The organism is Micromonospora sp. DT48 (assembly GCF_049844495.1).
GTDB lineage: Bacteria > Actinomycetota > Actinomycetes > Mycobacteriales > Micromonosporaceae > Micromonospora.
Genome location: NZ_JBNCLE010000039.1, coordinates 1 through 20,327, shown reverse-complemented (window position 1 = coordinate 20,327; position 20,327 = coordinate 1). Strand labels below are relative to the sequence as shown.

23 protein-coding genes are annotated in these 20,327 nt (G+C 71.3%); 10 read left to right on the top strand and 13 right to left on the bottom strand.

Going from position 1 to position 20,327, the window contains the following annotated elements; all coding sequences use genetic code 11:
- Window positions 1-115 precede the first annotated feature (115 nt).
- Entirely contained in the window at window positions 116-619 is a 504-nt protein-coding gene (locus ACLQ2S_RS26700; protein ID WP_425703710.1) for a hypothetical protein, read from the bottom strand.
- 383 nt (window positions 620-1,002) lie between these two features.
- Here ACLQ2S_RS26700 and ACLQ2S_RS26695 point away from each other — a divergent pair, with 383 nt between their 5' ends.
- Window positions 1,003-1,539 carry a GNAT family N-acetyltransferase gene (locus ACLQ2S_RS26695; RefSeq protein WP_425703708.1) on the top strand — a complete coding sequence of 179 codons (537 nt, stop codon included), beginning with the start codon at window positions 1,003-1,005 and terminating at the stop codon, window positions 1,537-1,539.
- Between the two features lie 99 nt (window positions 1,540-1,638).
- Here ACLQ2S_RS26695 and ACLQ2S_RS26690 read toward each other — a convergent pair whose 3' ends face one another.
- Window positions 1,639-2,427 (bottom strand): aldo/keto reductase, encoded by a 789-nt coding sequence (locus ACLQ2S_RS26690; RefSeq protein ID WP_155214957.1) that lies wholly within the window; start codon window positions 2,425-2,427, stop codon window positions 1,639-1,641.
- A gap of 97 nt (window positions 2,428-2,524) precedes the next feature.
- Here ACLQ2S_RS26690 and ACLQ2S_RS26685 point away from each other — a divergent pair, with 97 nt between their 5' ends.
- Both ACLQ2S_RS26685 and ACLQ2S_RS26680 read left to right on the top strand, forming a co-directional pair.
- Window positions 2,525-3,571 (top strand): DNA polymerase ligase N-terminal domain-containing protein, encoded by a 1,047-nt coding sequence (locus ACLQ2S_RS26685; protein WP_425703706.1) that lies wholly within the window; start codon window positions 2,525-2,527, stop codon window positions 3,569-3,571.
- Window positions 3,572-3,586: 15 nt separating this feature from the next.
- The gene (locus ACLQ2S_RS26680) at window positions 3,587-4,780 is read left to right on the top strand and encodes a threonine synthase (RefSeq protein WP_425703704.1); all 1,194 of its coding nucleotides are present in this window, start codon (window positions 3,587-3,589) and stop codon (window positions 4,778-4,780) included.
- A 6-nt stretch (window positions 4,781-4,786) separates the two neighbouring features.
- Here ACLQ2S_RS26680 and ACLQ2S_RS26675 read toward each other — a convergent pair whose 3' ends face one another.
- From ACLQ2S_RS26675 to ACLQ2S_RS26660, 4 genes are all read right to left on the bottom strand, one after another.
- The gene (locus ACLQ2S_RS26675; protein WP_155214960.1) at window positions 4,787-6,586 is read right to left on the bottom strand and encodes a glycoside hydrolase family 15 protein; all 1,800 of its coding nucleotides are present in this window, start codon (window positions 6,584-6,586) and stop codon (window positions 4,787-4,789) included.
- A gap of 83 nt (window positions 6,587-6,669) precedes the next feature.
- Window positions 6,670-7,062, bottom strand: a complete 393-nt coding sequence (locus ACLQ2S_RS26670; protein WP_155214961.1) for a cupin domain-containing protein — start codon at window positions 7,060-7,062, stop codon at window positions 6,670-6,672.
- Window positions 7,063-7,315: 253 nt separating this feature from the next.
- A complete protein-coding gene (locus tag ACLQ2S_RS26665; protein ID WP_155214963.1) occupies window positions 7,316-7,723 on the bottom strand; it encodes a hypothetical protein in 408 nt (135 codons plus the stop codon).
- 270 nt (window positions 7,724-7,993) lie between these two features.
- Window positions 7,994-8,473: a septum formation initiator gene (locus tag ACLQ2S_RS26660; RefSeq protein WP_155214964.1), complete on the bottom strand. Its 480-nt coding sequence runs from the start codon at window positions 8,471-8,473 to the stop codon at window positions 7,994-7,996.
- Between the two features lie 103 nt (window positions 8,474-8,576).
- On the opposite strand from ACLQ2S_RS26660, the gene ACLQ2S_RS26655 reads away from it, so the two are divergent.
- The 3 genes from ACLQ2S_RS26655 to ACLQ2S_RS26645 all read left to right on the top strand — a co-directional run bounded on the left by ACLQ2S_RS26655 (window position 8,577) and on the right by ACLQ2S_RS26645 (window position 11,190).
- Complete coding sequence (locus tag ACLQ2S_RS26655; protein WP_309222597.1) at window positions 8,577-9,272, top strand: response regulator transcription factor; 696 nt, start codon at window positions 8,577-8,579, stop codon at window positions 9,270-9,272.
- Complete coding sequence (locus ACLQ2S_RS26650; protein ID WP_425703700.1) at window positions 9,269-10,537, top strand: ATP-binding protein; 1,269 nt, start codon at window positions 9,269-9,271, stop codon at window positions 10,535-10,537. Before ACLQ2S_RS26655 ends, ACLQ2S_RS26650 begins: the two co-directional genes overlap by 4 nt.
- Before the next feature lie 194 nt (window positions 10,538-10,731).
- The gene (locus tag ACLQ2S_RS26645) at window positions 10,732-11,190 is read left to right on the top strand and encodes a PepSY domain-containing protein (RefSeq protein WP_425703698.1); all 459 of its coding nucleotides are present in this window, start codon (window positions 10,732-10,734) and stop codon (window positions 11,188-11,190) included.
- A 115-nt stretch (window positions 11,191-11,305) separates the two neighbouring features.
- Here ACLQ2S_RS26645 and ACLQ2S_RS26640 read toward each other — a convergent pair whose 3' ends face one another.
- Window positions 11,306-12,184, bottom strand: a complete 879-nt coding sequence (locus ACLQ2S_RS26640) for a sulfotransferase domain-containing protein (RefSeq protein WP_309222598.1) — start codon at window positions 12,182-12,184, stop codon at window positions 11,306-11,308.
- Between the two features lie 93 nt (window positions 12,185-12,277).
- Between ACLQ2S_RS26640 and ACLQ2S_RS26635 the strand changes: the two genes are divergently transcribed.
- On the top strand, window positions 12,278-13,294 hold the full coding sequence (locus tag ACLQ2S_RS26635; RefSeq protein ID WP_425703696.1) for a beta family protein: 1,017 nt from the start codon (window positions 12,278-12,280) through the stop codon (window positions 13,292-13,294).
- On the opposite strand, the gene ACLQ2S_RS26630 is transcribed toward ACLQ2S_RS26635, so the two are convergent.
- The 5 genes from ACLQ2S_RS26630 to ACLQ2S_RS26610 form a co-directional block, all read right to left on the bottom strand.
- Window positions 13,278-13,559: an adhesin gene (locus ACLQ2S_RS26630; protein WP_155214972.1), complete on the bottom strand. Its 282-nt coding sequence runs from the start codon at window positions 13,557-13,559 to the stop codon at window positions 13,278-13,280. The two genes, ACLQ2S_RS26635 and ACLQ2S_RS26630, sit on opposite strands and share 17 nt — an antisense overlap.
- 188 nt (window positions 13,560-13,747) lie before the next feature.
- Window positions 13,748-14,065: a hypothetical protein gene (locus tag ACLQ2S_RS26625; protein WP_196222442.1), complete on the bottom strand. Its 318-nt coding sequence runs from the start codon at window positions 14,063-14,065 to the stop codon at window positions 13,748-13,750.
- Between the two features lie 92 nt (window positions 14,066-14,157).
- Window positions 14,158-14,505 (bottom strand): DUF1330 domain-containing protein, encoded by a 348-nt coding sequence (locus tag ACLQ2S_RS26620; RefSeq protein WP_155214974.1) that lies wholly within the window; start codon window positions 14,503-14,505, stop codon window positions 14,158-14,160.
- Between the two features lie 45 nt (window positions 14,506-14,550).
- Window positions 14,551-15,483, bottom strand: coding sequence for a hypothetical protein (locus tag ACLQ2S_RS26615; RefSeq protein WP_309222600.1), 933 nt, complete (start codon window positions 15,481-15,483; stop codon window positions 14,551-14,553).
- Between the two features lie 217 nt (window positions 15,484-15,700).
- Window positions 15,701-16,297, bottom strand: coding sequence for a pentapeptide repeat-containing protein (locus tag ACLQ2S_RS26610; RefSeq protein ID WP_155214975.1), 597 nt, complete (start codon window positions 16,295-16,297; stop codon window positions 15,701-15,703).
- A gap of 72 nt (window positions 16,298-16,369) precedes the next feature.
- On the opposite strand from ACLQ2S_RS26610, the gene ACLQ2S_RS26605 reads away from it, so the two are divergent.
- Window positions 16,370-17,602 carry a serine hydrolase domain-containing protein gene (locus ACLQ2S_RS26605; protein ID WP_309222601.1) on the top strand — a complete coding sequence of 411 codons (1,233 nt, stop codon included), beginning with the start codon at window positions 16,370-16,372 and terminating at the stop codon, window positions 17,600-17,602.
- 133 nt (window positions 17,603-17,735) lie between these two features.
- A complete protein-coding gene (locus ACLQ2S_RS26600; RefSeq protein WP_309222602.1) occupies window positions 17,736-18,380 on the top strand; it encodes an NAD(P)-dependent oxidoreductase in 645 nt (214 codons plus the stop codon).
- Window positions 18,381-18,493: 113 nt separating this feature from the next.
- On the opposite strand, the gene ACLQ2S_RS26595 is transcribed toward ACLQ2S_RS26600, so the two are convergent.
- Window positions 18,494-19,123 (bottom strand): DUF6642 family protein, encoded by a 630-nt coding sequence (locus tag ACLQ2S_RS26595; RefSeq protein ID WP_309222603.1) that lies wholly within the window; start codon window positions 19,121-19,123, stop codon window positions 18,494-18,496.
- 302 nt (window positions 19,124-19,425) lie between these two features.
- Between ACLQ2S_RS26595 and ACLQ2S_RS26590 the strand changes: the two genes are divergently transcribed.
- Window positions 19,426-20,214, top strand: coding sequence for a D-Ala-D-Ala carboxypeptidase family metallohydrolase (locus tag ACLQ2S_RS26590; RefSeq protein ID WP_309222604.1), 789 nt, complete (start codon window positions 19,426-19,428; stop codon window positions 20,212-20,214).
- The last annotated feature ends 113 nt before the right edge of the window (window positions 20,215-20,327 follow it).

Sequence of the window (20,327 nt, the reverse complement as noted above, 5' to 3'; positions counted from 1 at the left end):
GGTCCCCCACCGCGCCTGCGCGCCCGGTGTCATGCACACTGATCATCCCGCAGCCCTTGGCCCTGATCTTCTTCCCTAGACAAGAAGAATGATCAACCAAGGGCTGCGGCCATGATCAGCCAGGGTCGATACAAGCCGACCCCAGGTTAAAGATCAAGCTAGACGCCCGGACCACCAGATCCGCGTCGGGAAAGACCTCCGCATATGTCGCCGAGTCACCTGAGACGGTCGGCGTCGGCAGACTACCGGGCCAGGAGAGAGCCATCGACTGGCCGCCTCGGCGCAGTTCCACCAGCGGCTTGTCACCGCCGTTCGAGAAGGCCACATCCGCTACCGACGCCGCCGGACGGAGTAGACCGTCGACACCGAGCCGCAGCGTCAGGTCCACGTCGACCCACGAGCCGTCAGCGCGGCGCGTTCGTTGCGGCTCCACCGCCGACTCGAACCGCAGGCGACCGTCAGGTTGTGCTAGGACCTGTGCGTACTCGCTAAGCGTGGACTCGATCACGACCGGCTGATCGCACAAGACCGCCGCCGCGATCGCCCTCTGCTCGGAGCTTTCAGTCCCGTCGCACGACGGTGTGGCGGCTGGTGCGGGCATGGCGCTGGTGATCACCACCGACAGCGAGGATGCTGCCACCGCCGCCGCCAGGACCGCCGCGAGCCCGGTCCGCAACTGGTCCGGACCCGTGGCCGGCGATGACGAGGGGCCCACTGCCGGGTACGACGTATCAGCACTTGGAGCAGCGACCTTGGGCAGGCGCCATCGGCCGAAGAGCATTCATTCCCCCGTGGTCGATATAGAAGATCAGCGATAACATACGAGGACCCCTCATGCTCGTCAACCAATCGTTCAGGGGGTTGCGTACGACCTTTGATTGCTCTATGTACGCGATCGCTTCCGCTGAGTGGTAGCCCTGGTTGGCGGGCCGTCCGGGCTCTACGCGGGTTGCTCGGGCCGTCCGAAGCTCGGAGACTGGAGCGTCGACGACGGGGGGCCGGATGCTCAGCGCGGACGTACGGTTGGAAGGTGACGGCGTCGTTCTGCGGCCCTGGGCCGAACGCGACGTGCCGCAGCTGATAGCGATCTTCAACGACGCCGAGATGGCGTACCGTCTGCCGGTGCCCGCCCCGTTCGACCTGTCCGCCGCCGAGGCGTACCTGGTCACCGCCCGGCGAGCCCAGCAGACCGGTCACCGGCTCTGTCTCGCCGTGACCGACGGCGACGACCTGGCTCGGGGCGAGGTGATGCTCAACGTGGCCGCCGGCACCATCGGCTACGCGATCGGGCCCGCCTACCGCGGTCAAGGTCTGGCCGGCCGCGCCCTACGGTTGATGACCGGGTACGCCCACACGGTGGTCGGCCTGTCCACGGTCTACCTGGAGATCGAGCCGGACAACGTCGGCAGCGTGGGCGTTGCCCGGTCCGGTGGCTTCCGGCCGACCGGCGGCGAGCCGGTGTTCGTCGAGGACAAGGGCCGCCGCTACGCCCTGCACCGCTGGGCACACGCGGATCCGGCACCGCCGGCCGCCGGCTGACGACGATCGGCGGTGCCGGACTCGCGGCGACTCGGGCTCACCCGACAGCGAGGAGAGCCCGGCCCGCCGCAGGTCGCGGCATCCGCGCAGGACGCCGGGTCAGGAACCGCCGAGGGCGTCGATGTCGCGCATCTCCTCGGCGTTGAGCGAGAAGCCGAAGACGTCCGCGTTGGCGCGGATCCGCTCCGGCGTCACCGACTTCGGGATCACTACGATCTCGTGGTCGATGTGCCAACGCAGCACCACCTGGGCGGGCGAGACGTTGTGCGCCCCGGCGATCCGGGTGAGCACCGGGTCGGACAGGTCGCTGGTCTTGAACGGGCTGTAGCCCTCCAGCACCACCCCACGGTCCCGGTGCTCAAGGTGCCGCTGCCGGTCGTAGAGCCACGGACTCCACTTGATCTGGTTGACGGCTGGATTCTCCTCGGTCGCCTGGATCAGTTCGTCGATCTGCGCGGTGCTGAAGTTGCTGACCCCGACCGCGCGGGCCAGGTTCGCGTCGCGGGCGGCGAGCATCTCCCGCCAGACCGGAATCAGGTCACCGGGGTCGTTCGGCGGCCAGTGCACCAGCCACAGGTCGACGTAGTCGACCCCGAGGGCGCGCAGGCTCTCCTCGATCGTCTCCCGCTCCCGGCCGACCCGCTCGGGCGGCAGTTTGGTGGTGATGAAGACGTCCTCCCGGGGCAGTCCACTCTCCCGGACCGCCCGGCCCACCTCCTCCTCGTTGCCGTACATGGTGGCCGTGTCGATGTGCCGGTAGCCGGCGTCGAGCGCGGCGAGTACCGCCTTGTACCCCTCCTCGCCGGTCGCCTGCCAGGTGCCGAACCCGAGCAGGGGTATCCGGACGTCACCGGGAAGAACTGCGGTGGGGTGGTCACTGTGGTTCATACCGAGCGTTCTACCCCCGATGACGCCCGGCATGCCCCAGACGCACAGACCCGCCGGCGGGCGGGCGGGACGGCTCGATGTGCCGGAGAATGCGGGTGTGGCTGACCGGCTGGAGCAGTACCGGCGCAAGCGGGACGCCGCGCGTACCCCCGAACCGGTGCCGACCGAGCGTCCCCGGCGGGGCCGGACCGGCGACCAGGCCCGGTTCGTCATCCAGCAGCACCACGCCCGCAGCCTGCACTGGGATCTGCGGCTGGAACGCGACGGGGTGCTCGTCTCCTGGGCGGTGCCGCGCGGGTTGCCCCGTGATCCGGGGCGCAACCACCTCGCCGTGCACACCGAGGACCATCCCATGGAGTATCTCGACTTCTCCGGCGACATCCCGGCCGGCGAGTACGGCGGCGGCCGGATGCTCATCCACGACCAGGGCACCTACCGCTGCGTCAAGTGGCAGGACCGCGAGGTGGTGGTCGAGCTGCGGGGGAATCGGACCAACGGACGGTACGTACTCTTCGCCACCGGTGGCCGCGACGGCCGGAACTGGATGGTGCGGCGTACCGATCCGCCGCCGCCGGGCTGGACGGCCATGCCCGATCTGGTCGCACCGATGCGCCCCACACCGGCCCGCCGGCTCCCCACCGATCAGGCCGCCTGGGGGTACGAGCTGCGGTGGGACGGGGTACGCGCGGTGGCGTACGTCTCCGGCGGACGGTTGCGGCTGCTCTCCGACACCGGCGCGGAGATCACCGGGACGTACCCGTGGCTGCGGCCGATGGCCGAGGCCCTGGCCCCGACCGAGGTGGTGCTGGACGGGGTCCTGGTCCACATCGACCGCTCCGGTCAGGTCCGACCGGCACGGGGCGGACGCAGCACCGCCGATGCCCAGTACCTCCTGGTCGACCTGCTCTGGCTGGAGGGGGCGAGCAGCATAGAGCTGCCGTACCCGCAGCGCCGTGAGTTGCTCGACTCCCTGGCGCTGGCCGGGCCGCACTGGCAGACTCCGCCGTGGTTTCCCGGCGCCGGTGCCGAGACCATGCGTGCGGCACGCGAACAGGGCCTGCCCGGGGTGGTGGCGAAGCGGTTGGACTCCGTCTACGAGCCGGGTCGGCGCAGCAGCGCGTGGCGCAGCGTGGACGCGAGCTGAGACGCGAGGAGCGGCGTGTATCTGACCCACCTCGAATGCCCGCGCTGCGGCCGGGAACACGACGCCACGGTGCCGCAGAACCTCTGCGACTGCGGCTCGCCGCTGCTGGCGCGTTACGACCTCGCCGCCGTGGCACGGACGATCGAGCCGGAGCGGTTCGGGTTACGCCCGGCAAATCTCTGGCGTTACCGGGAGCTGCTTCCGGTGGCCGATTCCAGGAACCTCACCACGCTCGGCGAGGGGTGGACGCCGATGCTGCGGGCACCGTCGTACGGCGCGGACATCGGCATCGACGAGCTGCTGGTCAAGGACGAGGGGCTGACCCCGACCGGCTCGTTCAAGGCGCGCGGGGCGGCGGTGGGCGTGAGCCGAGCCCGGGAGCTGGGCGTACGTCGGATCGCGATGCCGACCAACGGCAACGCGGGCGCGGCGTGGGCCACCTATGCGACCCGGGCCGGGCTAGACGCCACCATCGTGATGCCGTTGTCCGCACCGACCATCTGCCGTCGGGAGTGTGTGGCCGCCGGTGCCGACCTGCGCCTGGTCGACGGGCTGATCAGCGACGCGGGGCGTCAGGTGGCCGGGCTCGTCGCGACCGCCGACGGCACCGTCTTCGACGCCGGTACGCTGCGCGAGCCGTACCGCCTCGAAGGCAAGAAGACAATGGGTTTCGAGATCGTCGAGCAGCTGGGGTGGCAGGTGCCCGACGTGATCATTTATCCGACCGGCGGTGGTGTGGGGCTGATCGGCATCCACAAGGCTCTCGGCGAGCTGCGCGAGTTGGGCTGGGTCGAGGACAAGCTGCCCCGGCTGGTGGCGGTGCAGTCCACCGGTTGCGCGCCGATCGTGCGGGCGTTCGCCGCCGGGGAGGACCGGGCGCGGCCGTGGGCGGACGCCCAGACGGTGGCGTTCGGCATCACCGTTCCGGCTCCGTTGGGCGATGAGTTGATCCTCGCCGCGCTGCGGGCCACCGCCGGCACCGCCATCGCGGTCGACGACGCCGAGATCCTGACCGACCTGCGCGACTTCGCCGCCCGGGAGGGCCTGCTGCTCTGCCCCGAGGGTGCCGCCTGCCTGACGGCCGCGCGTCGGCTGCGGGCCGGCGGCTGGATCCGGGCGGGTGAACGGGTGGTCGTGCTCAACACCGGTACGGGGCTGAAGTACCCGGAGACGATCGACGTCTCCGGCGTACCGGTGCTGCCGGGCTGACCAGGCTCACTCGGCGACCGGTTCGGTCAGCCGCCACGCGGCGTTGACCTGGCCGATGTGGGACAACGCCTGGGGTGTGTTGCCCAGGTGCGTCCCGGTGGCCGGATCGATCTGCTCGCTGAACAGCCCGACGTCGTTGGCGTGCCCGGAGACCTGCTCGAACAGCTGGGCGGCCCGCTCCCGTTCACCGGCCAGCATCAGGCACTCCACCAGCCAGAACGAGCAGAGCACGAAGGCGGCCGGGTCACCCTCCCAACGGTGGATCAGGCCGTCGACGTCGCCGAGTTCCCGCTCGATGGTGTCGATGGTCGCCCGCATCCGGGGGTCGGTGGCCGGGAGGAAGCCCACCACCGGTAGGTACAGGGCGGCGGCGTCCAGCTCGGGTGAGCCGAAGGCTCCGGTGAAGACGCCCCGGCGCTCGTCGAACCCGCCCCGGAGCACCGTGGCCCGGATTTCGTCCCGGACGCCGGTCCAGCGCGCGACGTCCGCCCGCTCTCCGAGGTGCGGGGCCAGCCGCACCGCCCGGTCCATCGCCACCCAGCAGAGCACCTTGGAGGACAGGTAGTGCCGTTCACGGTCGCGTGGCTCCCAGATCCCCCGGTCGGGCAGCCGCCAGGTGGCCGCCACCTGCTCGGTGAGGCCGACCACCATGTCGCGTACCTCGTCGGAGAGTTGGGGGCCGAGGCGGTTGCGCAACCGCCACACCGCCGAGATGACCTCGCCCGGCACGTCGAGCTGCCGCTGCCGCCAGGCGTCGTTGCCGATGCGTACCGGCCCGTTGCCTCGATATCCGGGCTGGTGGGGGCAGGGATGTTCGGAGACGTCCCGCTCCCCCTCCAGGCCGAACAGCACCGGTACCGGGTCGGGGCCGACCCGACCGATCGACCGGGCCGCCCACTCGAACAGCCGGGACGTCTCGGTCGGGCAGGCCGCCACCCAGAAGGCCCGCATGGTCATGGCGAAGTCCCGCAGCCAGCAGAAGCGGTAGTCGTAGTTGCGATCAGTGCCGACCCACTCCGGCAACGAGGTGGTCGGTGCTGCGGCGACCGCCCCGCTGCGGGCGTAGGTGAGCCCGGTGAGGACCGTGGCGCTGTGCCGCACCACCTCGGGATAGCAACCGTCGTACCGGTGGCTGTTGCGGAACGCCTGCCAGGCCAGCATCGTGTCGTCCAGCGCCCGGACCGGGTCGAGCCGGGCCGGCGGGTCGCCGTACGCCGGAGCGTAGGTGAGGTCGAAAGCGAGCGCCTGCCCCTCGGCGATGGTGAAGGTGTGCCGCACCCGACCGTGCTCGGTGCTCAGGCGCAACCCGTCGCAGCGCAGGGTCAGTCGTACCGGGCCGGCCTCGGCCGTCACCGTACCGTCGGGTAGCTCCCGTACATAGGGGGTGAGCAGGCCGTACTCGGGTCGCGGGTCGAAGTCCAGGGCCATCGGCACCCGGCCGGACAGCCCCTCGACCACGCGCAGCAGCACGGCGGGCGAACTCATGCCGAAGTCGTGGGCGCGGGCGCCTGGCTCGGCGGCGAGGGCGTCGGTGACCGCGACGCTGCCCTCGGCGGTGTGGTGCTCGGTACGCAGGACCAGCGTGTCCGGCTGGTACGCCCGCTGTACCCGGTGCCCGGGTTGCCCCACGGCGACCGGTGCCAGTTGCCAGTGACCGCCGTTGTCCCAGTTCACCAGCCGACCGAAGACCGAGGGCGAATCGAACCGGTCCGGGCACCACCAGTCGATCGAGCCGGTCCGGCTGACCAGTGCGCCTGAGCGGCAGTCGGAGAGGTACCCGTAGTCGGAGATCGCCGGCTGCTCCATGCCGTCGGCGTACCCGGGAATTGCGGGCTCATCACGCCCGCGCGGTGTCCGCCGGCCCGACCGGGCCGGGCCGGCGGCACGGGTCAGGAGGTCGGCGGCTCGTCCTCGCCCGCGGCCTCGGCGGCGTCGGCCTCCTCCTTGGTGCGGTGGACGGCCTGGTCGGCGTGCTCCGGCGGCCCGTAGACGGTGTAGAGCACCAGCGGGTTCGGCCCGGTGTTGACGAAGTTGTGCCGGGTGCCCGCCGGTACGACCACCAGGTCGCCCTGCACCACCTCACGCTTCTCACCGGCCACCTGGGCCTCGCCGGTGCCGCTGACGAAGGTCAGGATCTGGTCGATCTCCTCGTGGACCTCCTCACCGATCTCACCGCCGGGTGGGATGGTCATGATCACCAATTGGGTGTGTTCCCCGGTCCACAGCACCCGCCGGAAGTCCGGGCTCTTCTCGGCGACGGTCGCGATAGTGAAGTGCTCCATGCCCGACACATACCCCGTCGTGGGCCCCGCCACGCCGTGCTTCGCAGATGGTGGAACTCGCCACCGTCGGAGGGTTTGGACCAGCACCGATCGGGGATCGACACGACCGACCGGTGCGACCGGTCATACCAGGTCCCCGCTGACGTACCGCCGGATGGCTGCGGCGGTGGGAGACGGTCGAGCGCGGCGCGGTTTCGACTTCAGGGTCAACGGCGCCGCGCGCTCGTGTGTGCGGGTGCCCCCCGACGGGCGCTCAGGAGAGCACGGCCAGGTGGAACGGGCGGTCGGCGGCCGACCCGGCACAGTCGAAGGTCGTCACGAAGACGGCGTTCGGGATGCCGGTACGGCCGGCCACCGCGATCTGGCCGACGGGGGCCAGCCCGGAGCTACCCGTGAGGCCGACGGTGCCGACCAGGCTGGCGCCGGTCACGTCCTGGTCGAACACCACCTGGTACATCCCGGTCCGCAACCGGTTCGCCGCCGCCGCGCCCAGCCCTCGAACCAGGAGGCCGTCGGCATCGACCACGGCGAAGAGGACTCTTGCGGTCAACGGCATGCCGGCGCTGGCGCAGGTGGTGTGTTCCGCCTCGGCGTGTGCCGTGGCCTCGTGCCCCGGCACCGGCTGGGGTCCGCCGTTGCTCCTGGCTCTGGCGCTGGACATCGCACTCCCTTCCAGCCTGGCCGAGCGGCCCTGGCGCGTCGAGTTGTCGGTGGCGACAAAAGGGGACTGTTTGTGGCGACTAGAGGGGGACTGTATGTGGCGACTAGAGGGGGACTGTTTGTGGCGACTAGAGGGGGATCAGCACCGATCAGCCCCCTTTGTGCATCGAACGTATGTCGCGTTCCCTTGCCTCAGCCAGACGAGCGACTGTCCGATCACGGACACTCGGCATGTTGACCATGTCCCTGACCTGCACCGACGCCGCGATCCTCAGTCGTCGAGGTCGAGGACGGGCACTCCGGCCGCGCACCGGAGCGACAGCTCGTACTCACCGCTCGGGCCGACGAACGTCACGTCGGCGTCGTCGTCCGGGCCACGATCGACGTCCTTGACCCGGTACCCCTGCCGGGGCGACCAGGAGACGAGGTACACCCCGTCCGGCCGGCACTCGGCCACCGCGCTGCCCCCCACCGTGGAGAAGCCGCGCCGGTCGGCCGGCTCCGTGCCCGGACCGGTCGGCGGCACCGGGCTCGACGGCGCTTCGCCCGGATCGGGCGGGGCGGCACCGGTCGGTGCGCCGCTCGGCACCGGCTCGGCGAGCGCTCTGGCCACCTCCTCCTGGCTGTGTACGCCGCCCGGCGTCCCGGTCAGGCTCTCACCCACCAGCCGGATCGCGGCGAGCCCGATCAGGGTGGCGACGAGCGCGGTGGCCAGCCAGCCGGCCACGGCGAGGAAGGTTCGACGGCCCATCACCCGACTATCCCCGATCGCCGGTTGAGGTCACCTTCGGGCAGCGCTAAGGGACGGTTAACGAACCCGGTCGGTGATGGTCACCGGGGATACTCTGCCTGCTGTGGCCCGCCTGCTGCTGATCGAGGACGACCTGACCATCCGCGCCCCGCTGGCACGGGCACTACGCGAGCGCGGGCACGCGGTGGCCGCCGCGTCGACCGCGATGACCGGGCTGCGCGACGCCCTCGACGACCGCCCCGACCTCGTCGTACTCGATCTCGGACTGCCTGACCTCGACGGCCGTGAGCTACTGCGGATGCTGCGGGCGGTCAGCGCCGTCCCGGTCATCGTGGCCACCGCCCGCGACGACGAGCGGGAGATCGTCCGGGTGCTCGACGCGGGGGCCGACGACTACGTGGTCAAACCCTTCACCGCCGCCCAGCTCGACGCGCGGATCCGCGCGGTGCTGCGTCGGGGGCCCGGCGGGTCGGCCGGGGAGGATCCGACGGTGGTGATCGGTGGGCTGCGGATCGACCCCCGGTCCCGGCAGGTCAGCCTCGACGGCGAGCCGGTCGAGTTGACCCCGCGCGAGTTCGACCTGTTGCGGCACCTGGCCACCCGGGTCGGCGAGGTGGTGACCAAGCGGGAGCTGTTGACCGAGGTGTGGCAGATCCCGTACGGCGGCGCGGACAAGACCGTCGACGTGCACCTGTCCTGGCTCCGCCGCAAGCTCGGCGAGAGCGCCCAGTCCCCGCGCTACCTGCACACCGTACGCGGGGTCGGCGTGCGCCTGGTCAGCCCGGAGGCCGCCGGATGAGGGCTCGCCTGGCGTTGCTGGTCGCCGCGGTCAGCGTCCTCATCGTGATCGCGTTCCTGGTACCGCTGGCGTTGCTGCTGCGTACCGCCGCCGAGGACCGGGCGACGGTGCGGGCCACCGCCGACGCACAGGGCCTCGCCTCCGTGGTCGGCACCGCCGACGTCGAGACGGTGCGGCTGACCGTCGAACAGCTCGCCGCCGAAACGGACCGACCGGTCAGCGTCTTCCTACCCGACGGCACGGTGCTCGGCTCGGACCCCACGCGTACCCCGGCGGTGGAGCTGGCCGGACGCGGGCAGAGCCTCACCGCCGAGACGGCCGACGGTCGGGAGGTCGTCATCGCGGTGCAGGGCCGTTCCGACGGCACCGCGGTGATCCGCACCGTCGTGCCGCAGGCGGAGATGACCGCCGGGGTGGGGCGTGCCTGGCTGGTGCTGGCGCTGCTCGGCACGCTGCTGGTGCTGATCGCCCTGGCGGTCGCCGATCGGCTGGCCCGCAACCTGGTCCGCCCGATCGGTGAGCTGTCCGAGGTCTCGCACCGGCTGGCCAACGCCGAGTTGGACGCCCGGGTGCGCCCGTCCGGCCCGGCCGAGCTACGCGAGGTCGGTGGTGCCCTCAACCACCTGGCCGGTCGGATCCAGGAGTTGCTGGTGCAGGAACGGGAACAGGTGGCCGACCTGTCGCACCGGCTGCGTACGCCGTTGACCGCCCTGCGTCTGGAGGCCGAGTCGTTGCGCGACCCACAGGATGCGGCCCGGGTGATCGACGCGGTGGACGGGCTCGAACGGGCGGTCACCGGCCTGATCCGGCAGGCCCGTTGGCGCGCCCCGAGCGACGGTGCGGTGATCGCCGACGCGGTGGCCGCCGTGGCGGACCGGGTCGCCTTCTGGTCGGTGCTGGCGGAGGAGACCGGACGCGCGGTCGATCTCGATCTGGTACCCGGCCCGGTACCGGTGAGCGTCGCGGCCGACGAGTTGGCCGCCGCCGTGGACGCCCTGCTCGGCAACGTCTTCGCGCACACCCCGGACGGCACCCCCTTCGCCGTCCGACTCCGCACCGACGGCGACCAGGTGGTCCTGACGGTCGCCGACGAGGGCCCCGGCCTCACCGTCGACTCGGTACGTCGGGGAGCGAGCCAGGCCGGGTCGACCGGACTCGGCCTGGACATCGCCCGACGCGCGGCCCAGGCCAGCGGTGGCGTGCTGGAACTGGGCGAACGCCCCGGCGGCGGGGCCGAGGTGACGCTCCGGCTCGGCCGCGCGTGACGTTCGAGGCCGGGCGTGTTCGAGGCCGGGCGTGTTCGAGGACGGGCGGGACGTTCGAGGCCAGGCTGATCGATCCCGGGTGGCGGTGCCGGATGGTCGCGCCGCAGTCTTAACCGGGGCTTAGGGTTCGGACAGCGCACCGCTATCGTGGCGCGACCGATCCTCGATGCAACAACCGAGGAGAGGTGCAGACGATGAAGCGCAAACCCCTGATGCTGGCGACGGTCGGCGGTACGGCGGCGGTGCTCACGGTGGCCGGGGTGTTCCTCGGCGTCGCGGCGGCGGACGACACCCGGACGCGACAGACGACCCTGACCGCCGCCACCGCACCCCCGAGCGGCACCACCACGGCCGATCCCACCGCGCCCGCCGACCCGACCGGCACGCCGGTGCCGCCGAGTCAGCCGGCCACGGAGGGCGACGCGGTGAGCATGGAGCGGGCCGTCGAGATCGCGTTGGCGCAGGTCGGCGGCGGGCAGGTCACCGAGACCGAGCGGGACGAGGAGGACGGCCGGGCCGTCTGGGAAGTCGAGATCGTCAACGGCGACACCGAGCACGAGATCGACGTCGACCGGCAGACCGGCGAGATCGTCGAGGCCGAGCAGGAGCCGGTGGACGACGACGATGACGATGACGACCGGGACGACGACTGACCCGAACGTCTGGGGCCGGTGACGGCCCACCCGCACCCCCGCAGCGGCCTCCCCGCTGCGGGGGTGCCGCCGTTCACGCCTCGGCGCGGGTGGCGCGCCGGAGCGGCGGGGTATCTCAGCGGTGCAGCCAGGCCAGCAGGTCCGGCGGCGCGAGGCTCGCCGCCCGCGCGTGGTAGCGGGTCCGCGTCTCCTCGTCGAGCAGTACGTTGCCCTGACCGGACCGACCACTGCGGAAGAAGGCGTTGCGGTCTTTCAGAACTCCGACGGCGTCCGGTGCGAGCCGGTCGGCCCGAGCCCGCATCCGCTCGAAGGTGGCCGCCTCCACCAGATCGGCTCCGGGCGGTTCGAGGTCGAGTCGTTCGGCCAGCCGCCGCATCTGCCCGGCCAGGTCGGCCTGGAGGTCGTCGTAGTGGACAAGGTGCACGTTCGGCCGGTCCCGGCGGGCCCAGGCGTTGCGGAGGTGCCACATGACGCCCGGCAGGGAGTCCAGTTCGGCACGTGGATCCGGATCGGCGTCGATCCAGCGTACGAGCGCCTGCTCGACCGGCGGTCGGGGCTTGTCCGGCTCCGGCGGCGCGGCCCGGCCGGTCAACTCGGCCAGGCGGGTGCGATCCAGATTGGCGCCCTGGTGGTAGAGCGAGACCGCCATGTCGAGCGGATGCCGGGCCACCACGATGTAGTGCACCCGGGGATCGGTGGGCACCCCGTCCAGCGGGGTGTGGGTCTTGATGAAGCGACGGTGCCGCTGGGCGGCCAGCCGCGCGTACACCCGCTCCTGCGGCTCGACCAACCAGTCGAGCCACGGCGACAGCTCGACCAGCGGTGCGGGCAGTTCCGGCGTACGCAGCACCAGCAACGCGCAGATCATCTGCATCCAGGTCGTCCCGCTCTTGGACCGGGTGCTGATCACCATGTCCCCTGGACGGAAGGGAAAGCCCTGCCAGCGGGCGCTGTCCTCGTCGGCGGACCGATATCGAATGGGCGCGTCAGACACCGCGCGAGGATAGTCGGGGAGCTGACACCTGTCCGGTCATTTCTCGTTGTCCGCCGTGGATGGTGGGTAATCGGCTGGCTACATTGAATTATGATGCCCGTCCTCGGAGGTCGGGCGCAGGAGTTGGTCTACCGTCCGGTCCTCGCCGCACGGCGCGGGGAATTGGAGGCGCTCGGCCACCTCGACGACGCCCACACCCCGATGCTCAGCCCGATCCTGGAACTATCGAAGATCGACAGATCCGTCCTCGACTCCCTGGCCAGACTGCCAACCCGGCTGCTGCCCGCCGTCGACATCGGGGACCTACCCGACACCACGGCATCCGCGCTGGCGCGCTGGGGCGTACCGCTGGTGCCGGTGATCGGCCTGACCGACGGTGAACGACGGCTGGTGGCGCACGGCGTCGCGGCCCGGGCGCACGCCCATCGGGCGGTGGTGCGCCTACGCCTCCGCCAGGACCGGGCCGGTCCCGACGCCACCACCACGGCCGTGGAGCGAATCGGGCGACACGCACGGCTCGGCCCTGAGCAGTGTGACCTGGTGGTCGACTGCGGTGACGTGTGCTGCCCGGCGGACGTCCGACTGGTCGAACCCCGGGTCCGGCGGGTGCTGGACTGGGCTCGGCGGCACGCCTGGCGTTCGGTGAGTGTGGTGGCCGGTGGGATGCCGCCGGCCCTGTCCCGACTACCCATCGACGAGCCGGTACGGGTGGATCGTTGGGACTGGTTGCTCTGGCGACGGCTGAGCGACCTGGGCGTCGCCTTCGGCGACTACGGGGTGGCTCCGGCGGACCCCGCTCCCCCGGCCATCGACCGGCACCTGACGGTCACCTACACCGGCGACGGCGCCTGGTGGGTCCATCGCTGGTCGCGCCGCCGGGGCCAGGGCGACCAGCGGGTCGCCGACCTGTGCCGCACGCTGGTGTCGGGACCGCACTGGCCGGCGACGGGCGCGAGCTTCTCCTGGGGCGACCAGGAGATCTCGCGGCGGGCCCGGCGAGGTGCCGGGGCGGGCTCGGCCGCCAACTGGATGGCGTGGAGCACCTCGCACCATCTGGCCCACGTACTGGACTCGCTGGCCCGGCCCGCCCGCGCTACTCCTTCTCGGTGAACCCGAACTGCACGACGCCCTCGTCGTCGACGGTCGCGTCGACCGAGGCGTCACCGAGCAGGTCGGCCGCGTCCGAGTCGAGGAAGATCCGCGCTCCCTGGTTGTCGACCACCTGGTCGCCCTCGACCGGAGCGGGAACCAACTCGACGGTGAGCGAGCCGGCCGTGGTGTCGGCGGCGATGCGAACACCGCCGCCCTCGGAGACGTCCTGCTGCGCGGCGAGATCACGGATCACCAGGACAGCGTTGTCGGTCATCGTGAGCATGGTGGGACTCCTCGTGGGTTCCGGGCTCCCGGCACTGCCATCCGAGGCCACATCGGGGCAGCTCAAGGCCCCTTCAGCCCTCCACGGTGCCCGCTGTCGAGGGGTCCGTCAAATAGAGCGATTTCAGCGCGACTCGCGGCATGACCACCCGCTGAACGGGTACGCGTACCGGTTGCGCGCCTACGCGCTCAGGCGGGTGTGCGGGGCGGCAGCGGGGCAGCCGGGTCGCCCCGTTCGATGAGTGCGGCGATGTCGGCGTCGTGCAGACCACGCAGCGCGAGCACTCGGGTGCCCCACCGGTGCAGCCGACACGGGTGTGGGCTGGCGTCGTTGCGGCAGACCGTGCCCCCCGACCAGCGTCGTGGCGCGTGCACCACGACGGCCCGGACGGCGAACTGGGCATCCTCGGCGGTCACGTAGGGCGGCAGCGGAATCTCCCGCAACCCCGTCCCGGTCCGTTCGCCGGACGACGAGGTGGTACGGACGGTACTGCTACTGCTGTTCATCGGGCCTGACCTCCACACAGGACGGTCGAACACGGACAGCAGGACGTTACGACTCGATCGACCCAGGGTGACGGACAAACTGTCCCGTGGGGTCAGCTGTCGGTCGCCTGCGCCCGCAGTTCCGCCGCCTTCCGGCCGGGGTCGAAGCCCGGAGCGACCCCGTCGAAGATGATCGCCGAGGCGTCGATGTGCCGCGTACGCAGCGGCAGGATCTCCTGGTACGCAGGCGAGTCGTACCAGGCGTGCGCCTGCTGCCGGTCGGGAAACTCCAGGACCACCACCGTGCCCGGCCAGTCGCCCTCGCGCACGTCGACCTCGGGGCCGTGGGCCAGGAACCGGCCACCGAACGGCTCCAGAGTGGCCTGGATCCGCTCCAGGTAGGCCAGGACGTCCTCGTTGATCTGCGGAGTGCGCAGGTGCGCCAGTGCGAAGGCGGGCATCGGTCCTCCCCGTATCGGCTCTGCCGGCATGCTCTCCGGCGGGCGTCAGCGTAACGCGACGGCTTGGAGGCCGACGTTGCCGCAGTGCGAGGTGAAGGTCTCCTCCACCGTCCAGCTGATCAGCAGCCGGGTGCCCTTCGGCGCCTGGAACCGGATGGTCGCACCGGTGGACTGGCTGGTGTGCCGTTCCTCCAGCCGCAGGGTGCGGCGCGGGCCACCACCGCTCAGCCGCGCGTCCAACCGCCCTCGGGCCATCCACACACCAAGGTAGACGGTGACGGTACGCGGCTGACCGTCCGCGACCACCGCGAGGTTGAAACCGTTGCCCGTCCCGCAGGTGTAGACCCCGTCGGGCGTGGCGTCGGCGGACCGCACGGGCGCGCCGTCGCGCCACCGGAACACCTCCTGGTTGCCGTCCCAGCCGCCCCGCTCACCCCGACCGCCCAGATCGCGGATCTCGGCGGAGCCGTCGCGCTTGCGCACCGTGGTGCGGGCACCGCCCAGCCCCCAGTGCATCCAGTCGCGGTCACCGACCTCGGTCAGGTTCACCGACGTCGGGATGTCCGACCGGTCGATCGTGAGCAGCACCACCGGCACCCGTGCGGTGGCCGAGGTGGGGCTGGGAGTAGGCACCGGGCTGGGGGTGGTCGGCCGCTCCCGGGGTCGCAGCCCGGGCACGGCCGGGGCGGTCGGTCCGATGCTGGGCAGGCTCGGGCGACCGACCACCGCGGGCAGGCCGTCCGGCTCACTCGACTGCTCCGGGCTCGGCTCCGACCACCACTGCACGTACCCGACCAGAGCCAGCAGCCCGGCCAGGGCAGCGGCCCCCTCCAGGACCCAGCGGCGGCGTCGACGGGTTCGGGCCAGCCGACGGGCGGCCCGGGTCTCCTGGTCCTGGCCGGGCGGCTGTCGCGTCGCCGGTACGCGGTGCCGGGCGACGCCGTCGTGAGCTGCCCGTGGGGGGTTCTCCTCCGCCACCGACTCTCCACTTCTGCCGGACCGGACTCGCACCGGCACACTCCGCCCGGATGTGTGGACGCCTCACACTGGCATTGCCGGGACCCTGCGCGCTAGGCCACGTCCCATCGGAGCGTGCCCGGCCGCGTCAGTGATCCTACGAACGCGACCCGGTGCCGTTGCGGGAGCCGGGCCAGACGGTCACACCGCAGACCATCACCGCAGGTACGCGGGCAGGTCATCCACGAATGTCGAAGCCGAGGGCTCGGGCGAGGGTCGCCGCCTGCATCAAGTCGATGATCGCCCCGGCCCGGTGCACGACGGCTGGGTCCAGGCCGGACAGGTCGCTGCCGCGCAGGTCCGCACCGGACAGCCGGGCACCACGCCACTGCACGTCGGACAGGTCGCACCCGGTCAGCGTCGCACCCGTCAGGTCGGCCCCGGACAGGTCCGTCTCCCGCATGCGTACGCCGGTGAACCGTGCGCCGCGCAGGTCCGCACCGGCGAGCGTGAGGAACGACCAGTCGCCTCCGGTCACGGTCAACGGCCGCAGGTCACACCGGTCGAAGGTGCTGCCCACCAGCTTGCAGCCGGTGAACTCGGCCTCGAAGAGGTTGCACCGGGTGAAGACGCAGCGGGTGAAGGCCGCGTCGGTGTGCCGGGAGACGTTGAACGCCACGTCGCCGAAGGTGCAGCCCTCGAAGACCGCGCCCCGGCTGCTCGCCTCGGTGAGATCCACCCGGTGGAAGGTGCAGTTGGTGAAGCGTCGGTCGGCCAGCTCCTCGGCGTACCAGTCCTCGTCGCGGAAGGTGGCGTCCTCGGTCGACTCCAGCATTCCGGGAGGGTAACCAGCGGGCCCGACAACACGTCTTCCCCGCCACGCGTACCGGCCGGTAGGTTTCTTAGGGTGAGCATCGCACCCAGCACCGAGGCCGCCAAGGTTGGATTCGACCCGTCCCGGCTGGCCCGGATCGACGAACACTTCGCCGGGTACGTCGACGCCGGCCGGTTGGTCGGCTGGCAGGCGGTGGTCACCCGACGCGGCGAGATCGCGCACAGCTCGACCTACGGCCTGCGCGACCGCGAGGCGGGCACGCCGGTGCAGCCGGACACCCTGTGGCGGATCTACTCGATGACCAAGCCGATCACCTCGGTCGCGGCGATGATGCTGTGGGAGCAGGGCCGCTTCGAGCTGACCGACGAGATCGGGCGCTGGCTACCCGAGTTCGCCGAGATGCAGGTCTACTCGAAGGGCTCGACGCTCAAGCCGTACACGGTGCCGGCGATCGAGCCGATCCGGATCTGGCATCTGCTCACCCACACCGCCGGGCTGACCTACGGCTTCATGCAGACCTCGGTGGTCGACGGGCTGTACCGGGCCGCCGGCTACGACCTCTACCCACCGGCCGGGATCGACCTGGCCGAAGCCTGCCGGGTCTTCGGCGAGCTGCCGCTGCTGTTCCAGCCCGGCACCGCCTGGGGTTACTCGGTCGCCACCGACGTGCTGGGCCGGCTGATCGAGGTGGTCTCCGGGCAGAGCCTGGACACCTTCCTGACCGAACGGATCCTGCGCCCGCTGGGCATGGACGACACCCGCTGGTACGTCGACGGTGCCGATGCCGAGCGGCTGGCCGCCCTGTACGTGCCGGACCCGGCCTCCGGTCGCGCGGTGCGTCACGACGCGCTCGGCGCGCTGGCGTACGAGAGGCCGGCGCTGCTCTCCGGCGGTGGTGGCCTGATCTCGTCGGCCGCCGACTACCACCGGTTCACCCAAATGCTGCTGCGTGGTGGCGAGCTGGACGGCACCCGCCTGCTCGGCCCCCGCACCGTGCGGTTCATGACTCGCAACCACCTGCCCGGCGGGCGGGACCTGGGCACCCTGTCCACCGGCGGGTTCGCCGAGACCACCCTCGACGGCATCGGGTTCGGCCTCGGCTTCGCGGTCGTCGACGACCCGGTGCCGAGCCGGGTGCCGAGCAGTGTCGGCGAGTACTACTGGGGCGGCGTGGCCAGCACCGCGTTCTGGGTCGACCCGGTCGAGGAGATCACCGCCATGTTCTTCACCCAGCTGATGCCGTCGAGCACCTGGCCCATCCGGCCGCAACTGCGTCAGCTGGTCTACTCGGCCCTGGTCGACTGAGCACCGGGATCGCCGTTCCACCGACGCCCGGCGGGCGCGCTCCCTAGCCTGGGGACGTGAGCGAGCTTGCGAGCGAACCATCAGGCACGGCCATGGCACCGCTTGCCGCTGCGGCACGGAGCGGAGCGGCGGCGTGAGTAACGTCGTGGTGTTCGGTGCGGGCGGCACCGCGGGTTCGCGGATCGTCCGGGAGGCGTTCGACCGCGGGCACCGGGTGGTGGCCGCGGTACGTCGCCCCGAGGCGGACGCGCCGTTCCTGCCGCCCGGGGTGCGGGTCGTCACCGGGGACGCGACCAGCGAGCGGAGCGTACGGGAACTGGCTCCGGACGCGGACGTGCTGGTGCTGGCGATCGGCGGCGGTGACCGTACCCTCTGGGCCGACGCGGCGCGGACCGTGATCAAGGTGTTGCGGGGGATGCCGGCGGCCCCCCGGGTGATCCACGTCGGCGGCGGTTCCACCCTGCTCACCCCGGCGGGCACCCGACTGCTCGACGAACCGGACTTTCCCGACGAGTACCGCGACGCCGCGCTCGGCCAGGCGGAGGCCCTGGACGTCTACCGCTCCTCGGCCGACGGGGTGACCTGGACGTATATCTCTCCGCCGCCGCTGGAGTTCCACCCGGGCGAGCGTACCGGCCGTTATCGCACCGGCCTCGATCATCCGGTGACCGACGCGCAGGGCCGCAGCGTGCTCAGCTACGAGGATCTCGCGGTCGTGGTGGTCGACGAGATCGAGAACGGGCGCTTCCTGAACACACGCTTCACCGCCGGGTACTGATTCTTGATCTTGGGTGTCGGCAGCTCGCCGGATAGATGGTCCGGGCGCCTCGGGTGGGCGCGGCACCGCGTCGCGTCTCACCCCGTACGCGTGGCCCTCCGGTTCCTCGGTGGTCAGACGTGCTGGCCGACGGACGGCTGGCTGGGCACGCGGGGGCGCATCGACGGCCGCCAGGCCCGGCCGTTGGCGTAGATGATCCGGAAGCCGAGATACGACGCGAGCGGTGCCCAGTGGGCCGAGCCCATCCGCAGTTCGGCGGCGTTGTGCCGGCGACCGTTGGCGAGCACGTCGAGCAGGACCGTCTCGAACGCCGCCGACTCGACCCAGTCCACCTCGCGGGTGAAGCCGCAGATCAACGCCGCACCGGTGACGTCGAGGAAGTCCCGCAGCACCGCCTCGGAGGTGCGCAGCACGGAACAGCTGCCGAAATACAGCCGCCGCCCCTCGCAGCGCCCGGCCATCAGTTCGGCCACCTCGGCGAGTTCCACCGATTGCCAGTCGGTGAGGCACAGCCGGTTCGGTTCGCCGTGCATGGCGAAGAAGCCCAGCCGGTGGTCGGCGTACTGCTTCAGCAGCCAGCGGTCGATGAAGTAGAACAGTTCGTCGCGGGTGGCCGCGTCCTTGTGGATGAAACGGACCTTGCCCAGCCGTTCGAGCAGTTCCAGGGTCGGCAGCACGGATCCGCGTTCGTTGAGATCGCGGTGCCACTGACCCTCGACGCAGAAGATGCCACCACGCGCCACGCCCACCTCCCCGTCGTCGCTCCGCGCTGACGTTACCGGGCCGACCGACCCGGAGAACATCACCCTCCGTGTGGCCGACTGTGACCTTCCGCACCGATTCGGCCCGTGTACGGCGCTGGCGTGCCGACTGACTGTTTCACAAATGCCGCCAATTCCCAGGCAATGCTCAGCTACCGCGAATTGTGAGGACAATTCTCGTTAATCGTCTCCAACCGGCCGCTCCGGTGCGAGGGTGGATCCACGGGACGGCCCGGCCGAACCCCGGGAAGCCACCCATTCGCTCTCCTATCGGGAGGACTTCTGTGCGCGTACACACCTTGAAACGGGCAGTCGTCGCCCTCGCCCTGGCCCTGCCGGGTGCCGCGATCGCCTCGGTGGTCGCCGCGCCAGCGGCCCATGCCGACGGCTGCTACACCTGGAACCGCACCCTCTACCAGGGGCGTTCCGGCAGCGACGTACGTGAGTTGCAGCTACGGATGGCCGGCTGGGCCGGCAACAACAACATCGTGGAACTCGACGGGAAGTACGGCCCGAAGACCGCCGCCGCGGTACGCCGCTTCCAGTCCGCGTACGGTCTCAAGGTCGACGGGATCGCCGGGCCACAGACGTTCCGGAAGCTGTACCAGATCCAGGACGACAACTGCACACCCCGGCACTTCAGCTGGGGCGAGATGGACGACGGCTGCGGCGGCAGCGGCTGGGACGGCGGCCCGCTGAGCACCTCGCAGACCCGCCAGAACGCGCTGCACACCATGTGGAAGCTGGAGGCGCTGCGCAAGAGCCTCGGCGACAAACCGCTCATCGTGACCAGCGGATTCCGCAGCCGCGCCTGCAACAACCGAGTGGGCGGAGCGTCGGACAGCCAGCACCTCTACGGCAACGCCGCCGATCTCGTCTCCCGTGACAAGTCGCTGTGCCAGATCGCCCGCCAGGCGCGCAACCACGGCTTCAGCGGCATCATCGGGCCCGGCGTCTCCGGACACAACACCCACGTCCACGTCGACTCGCGGCGGGAGAACAACCAGGACCGGAGCACGAACAGGACCTACTGGGCGGCACCCGACTGCGGTATCCCCGCCGGATACCGCTGAGCACACGGCGCATCGCGACGTCGGCCCGGGCGCGGGCGGGGGGTGTCCCTATGGGTTGTGTCAAGCGGCGAGGCGGGGTTCGGCCGCCGTTTTGGGCTGGTATGGCCGTTGGG

Bases quoted from the DNA above. Each gene is read 5' to 3' on its own strand.
- ACLQ2S_RS26695 (WP_425703708.1), top strand. From the start codon at position 1,003: ATGCTCAGCGCGGACGTACGGTTGGAAGGTGACGGCGTCGTTCTGCGG.
- ACLQ2S_RS26690 (WP_155214957.1), bottom strand. From the start codon at position 2,427: ATGAACCACAGTGACCACCCCACCGCAGTTCTTCCCGGTGACGTCCGG.
- ACLQ2S_RS26675 (WP_155214960.1), bottom strand. From the start codon at position 6,586: ATGGAGCAGCCGGCGATCTCCGACTACGGGTACCTCTCCGACTGCCGC.
- ACLQ2S_RS26670 (WP_155214961.1), bottom strand. From the start codon at position 7,062: ATGGAGCACTTCACTATCGCGACCGTCGCCGAGAAGAGCCCGGACTTC.
- ACLQ2S_RS26665 (WP_155214963.1), bottom strand. From the start codon at position 7,723: ATGTCCAGCGCCAGAGCCAGGAGCAACGGCGGACCCCAGCCGGTGCCG.
- ACLQ2S_RS26660 (WP_155214964.1), bottom strand. From the start codon at position 8,473: ATGGGCCGTCGAACCTTCCTCGCCGTGGCCGGCTGGCTGGCCACCGCG.
- ACLQ2S_RS26650 (WP_425703700.1), top strand. From the start codon at position 9,269: ATGAGGGCTCGCCTGGCGTTGCTGGTCGCCGCGGTCAGCGTCCTCATC.
- ACLQ2S_RS26645 (WP_425703698.1), top strand. From the start codon at position 10,732: ATGAAGCGCAAACCCCTGATGCTGGCGACGGTCGGCGGTACGGCGGCG.
- ACLQ2S_RS26635 (WP_425703696.1), top strand. From the start codon at position 12,278: ATGCCCGTCCTCGGAGGTCGGGCGCAGGAGTTGGTCTACCGTCCGGTC.
- ACLQ2S_RS26630 (WP_155214972.1), bottom strand. From the start codon at position 13,559: ATGCTCACGATGACCGACAACGCTGTCCTGGTGATCCGTGATCTCGCC.
- ACLQ2S_RS26625 (WP_196222442.1), bottom strand. From the start codon at position 14,065: ATGAACAGCAGTAGCAGTACCGTCCGTACCACCTCGTCGTCCGGCGAA.
- ACLQ2S_RS26620 (WP_155214974.1), bottom strand. From the start codon at position 14,505: ATGCCCGCCTTCGCACTGGCGCACCTGCGCACTCCGCAGATCAACGAG.
- ACLQ2S_RS26610 (WP_155214975.1), bottom strand. From the start codon at position 16,297: ATGCTGGAGTCGACCGAGGACGCCACCTTCCGCGACGAGGACTGGTAC.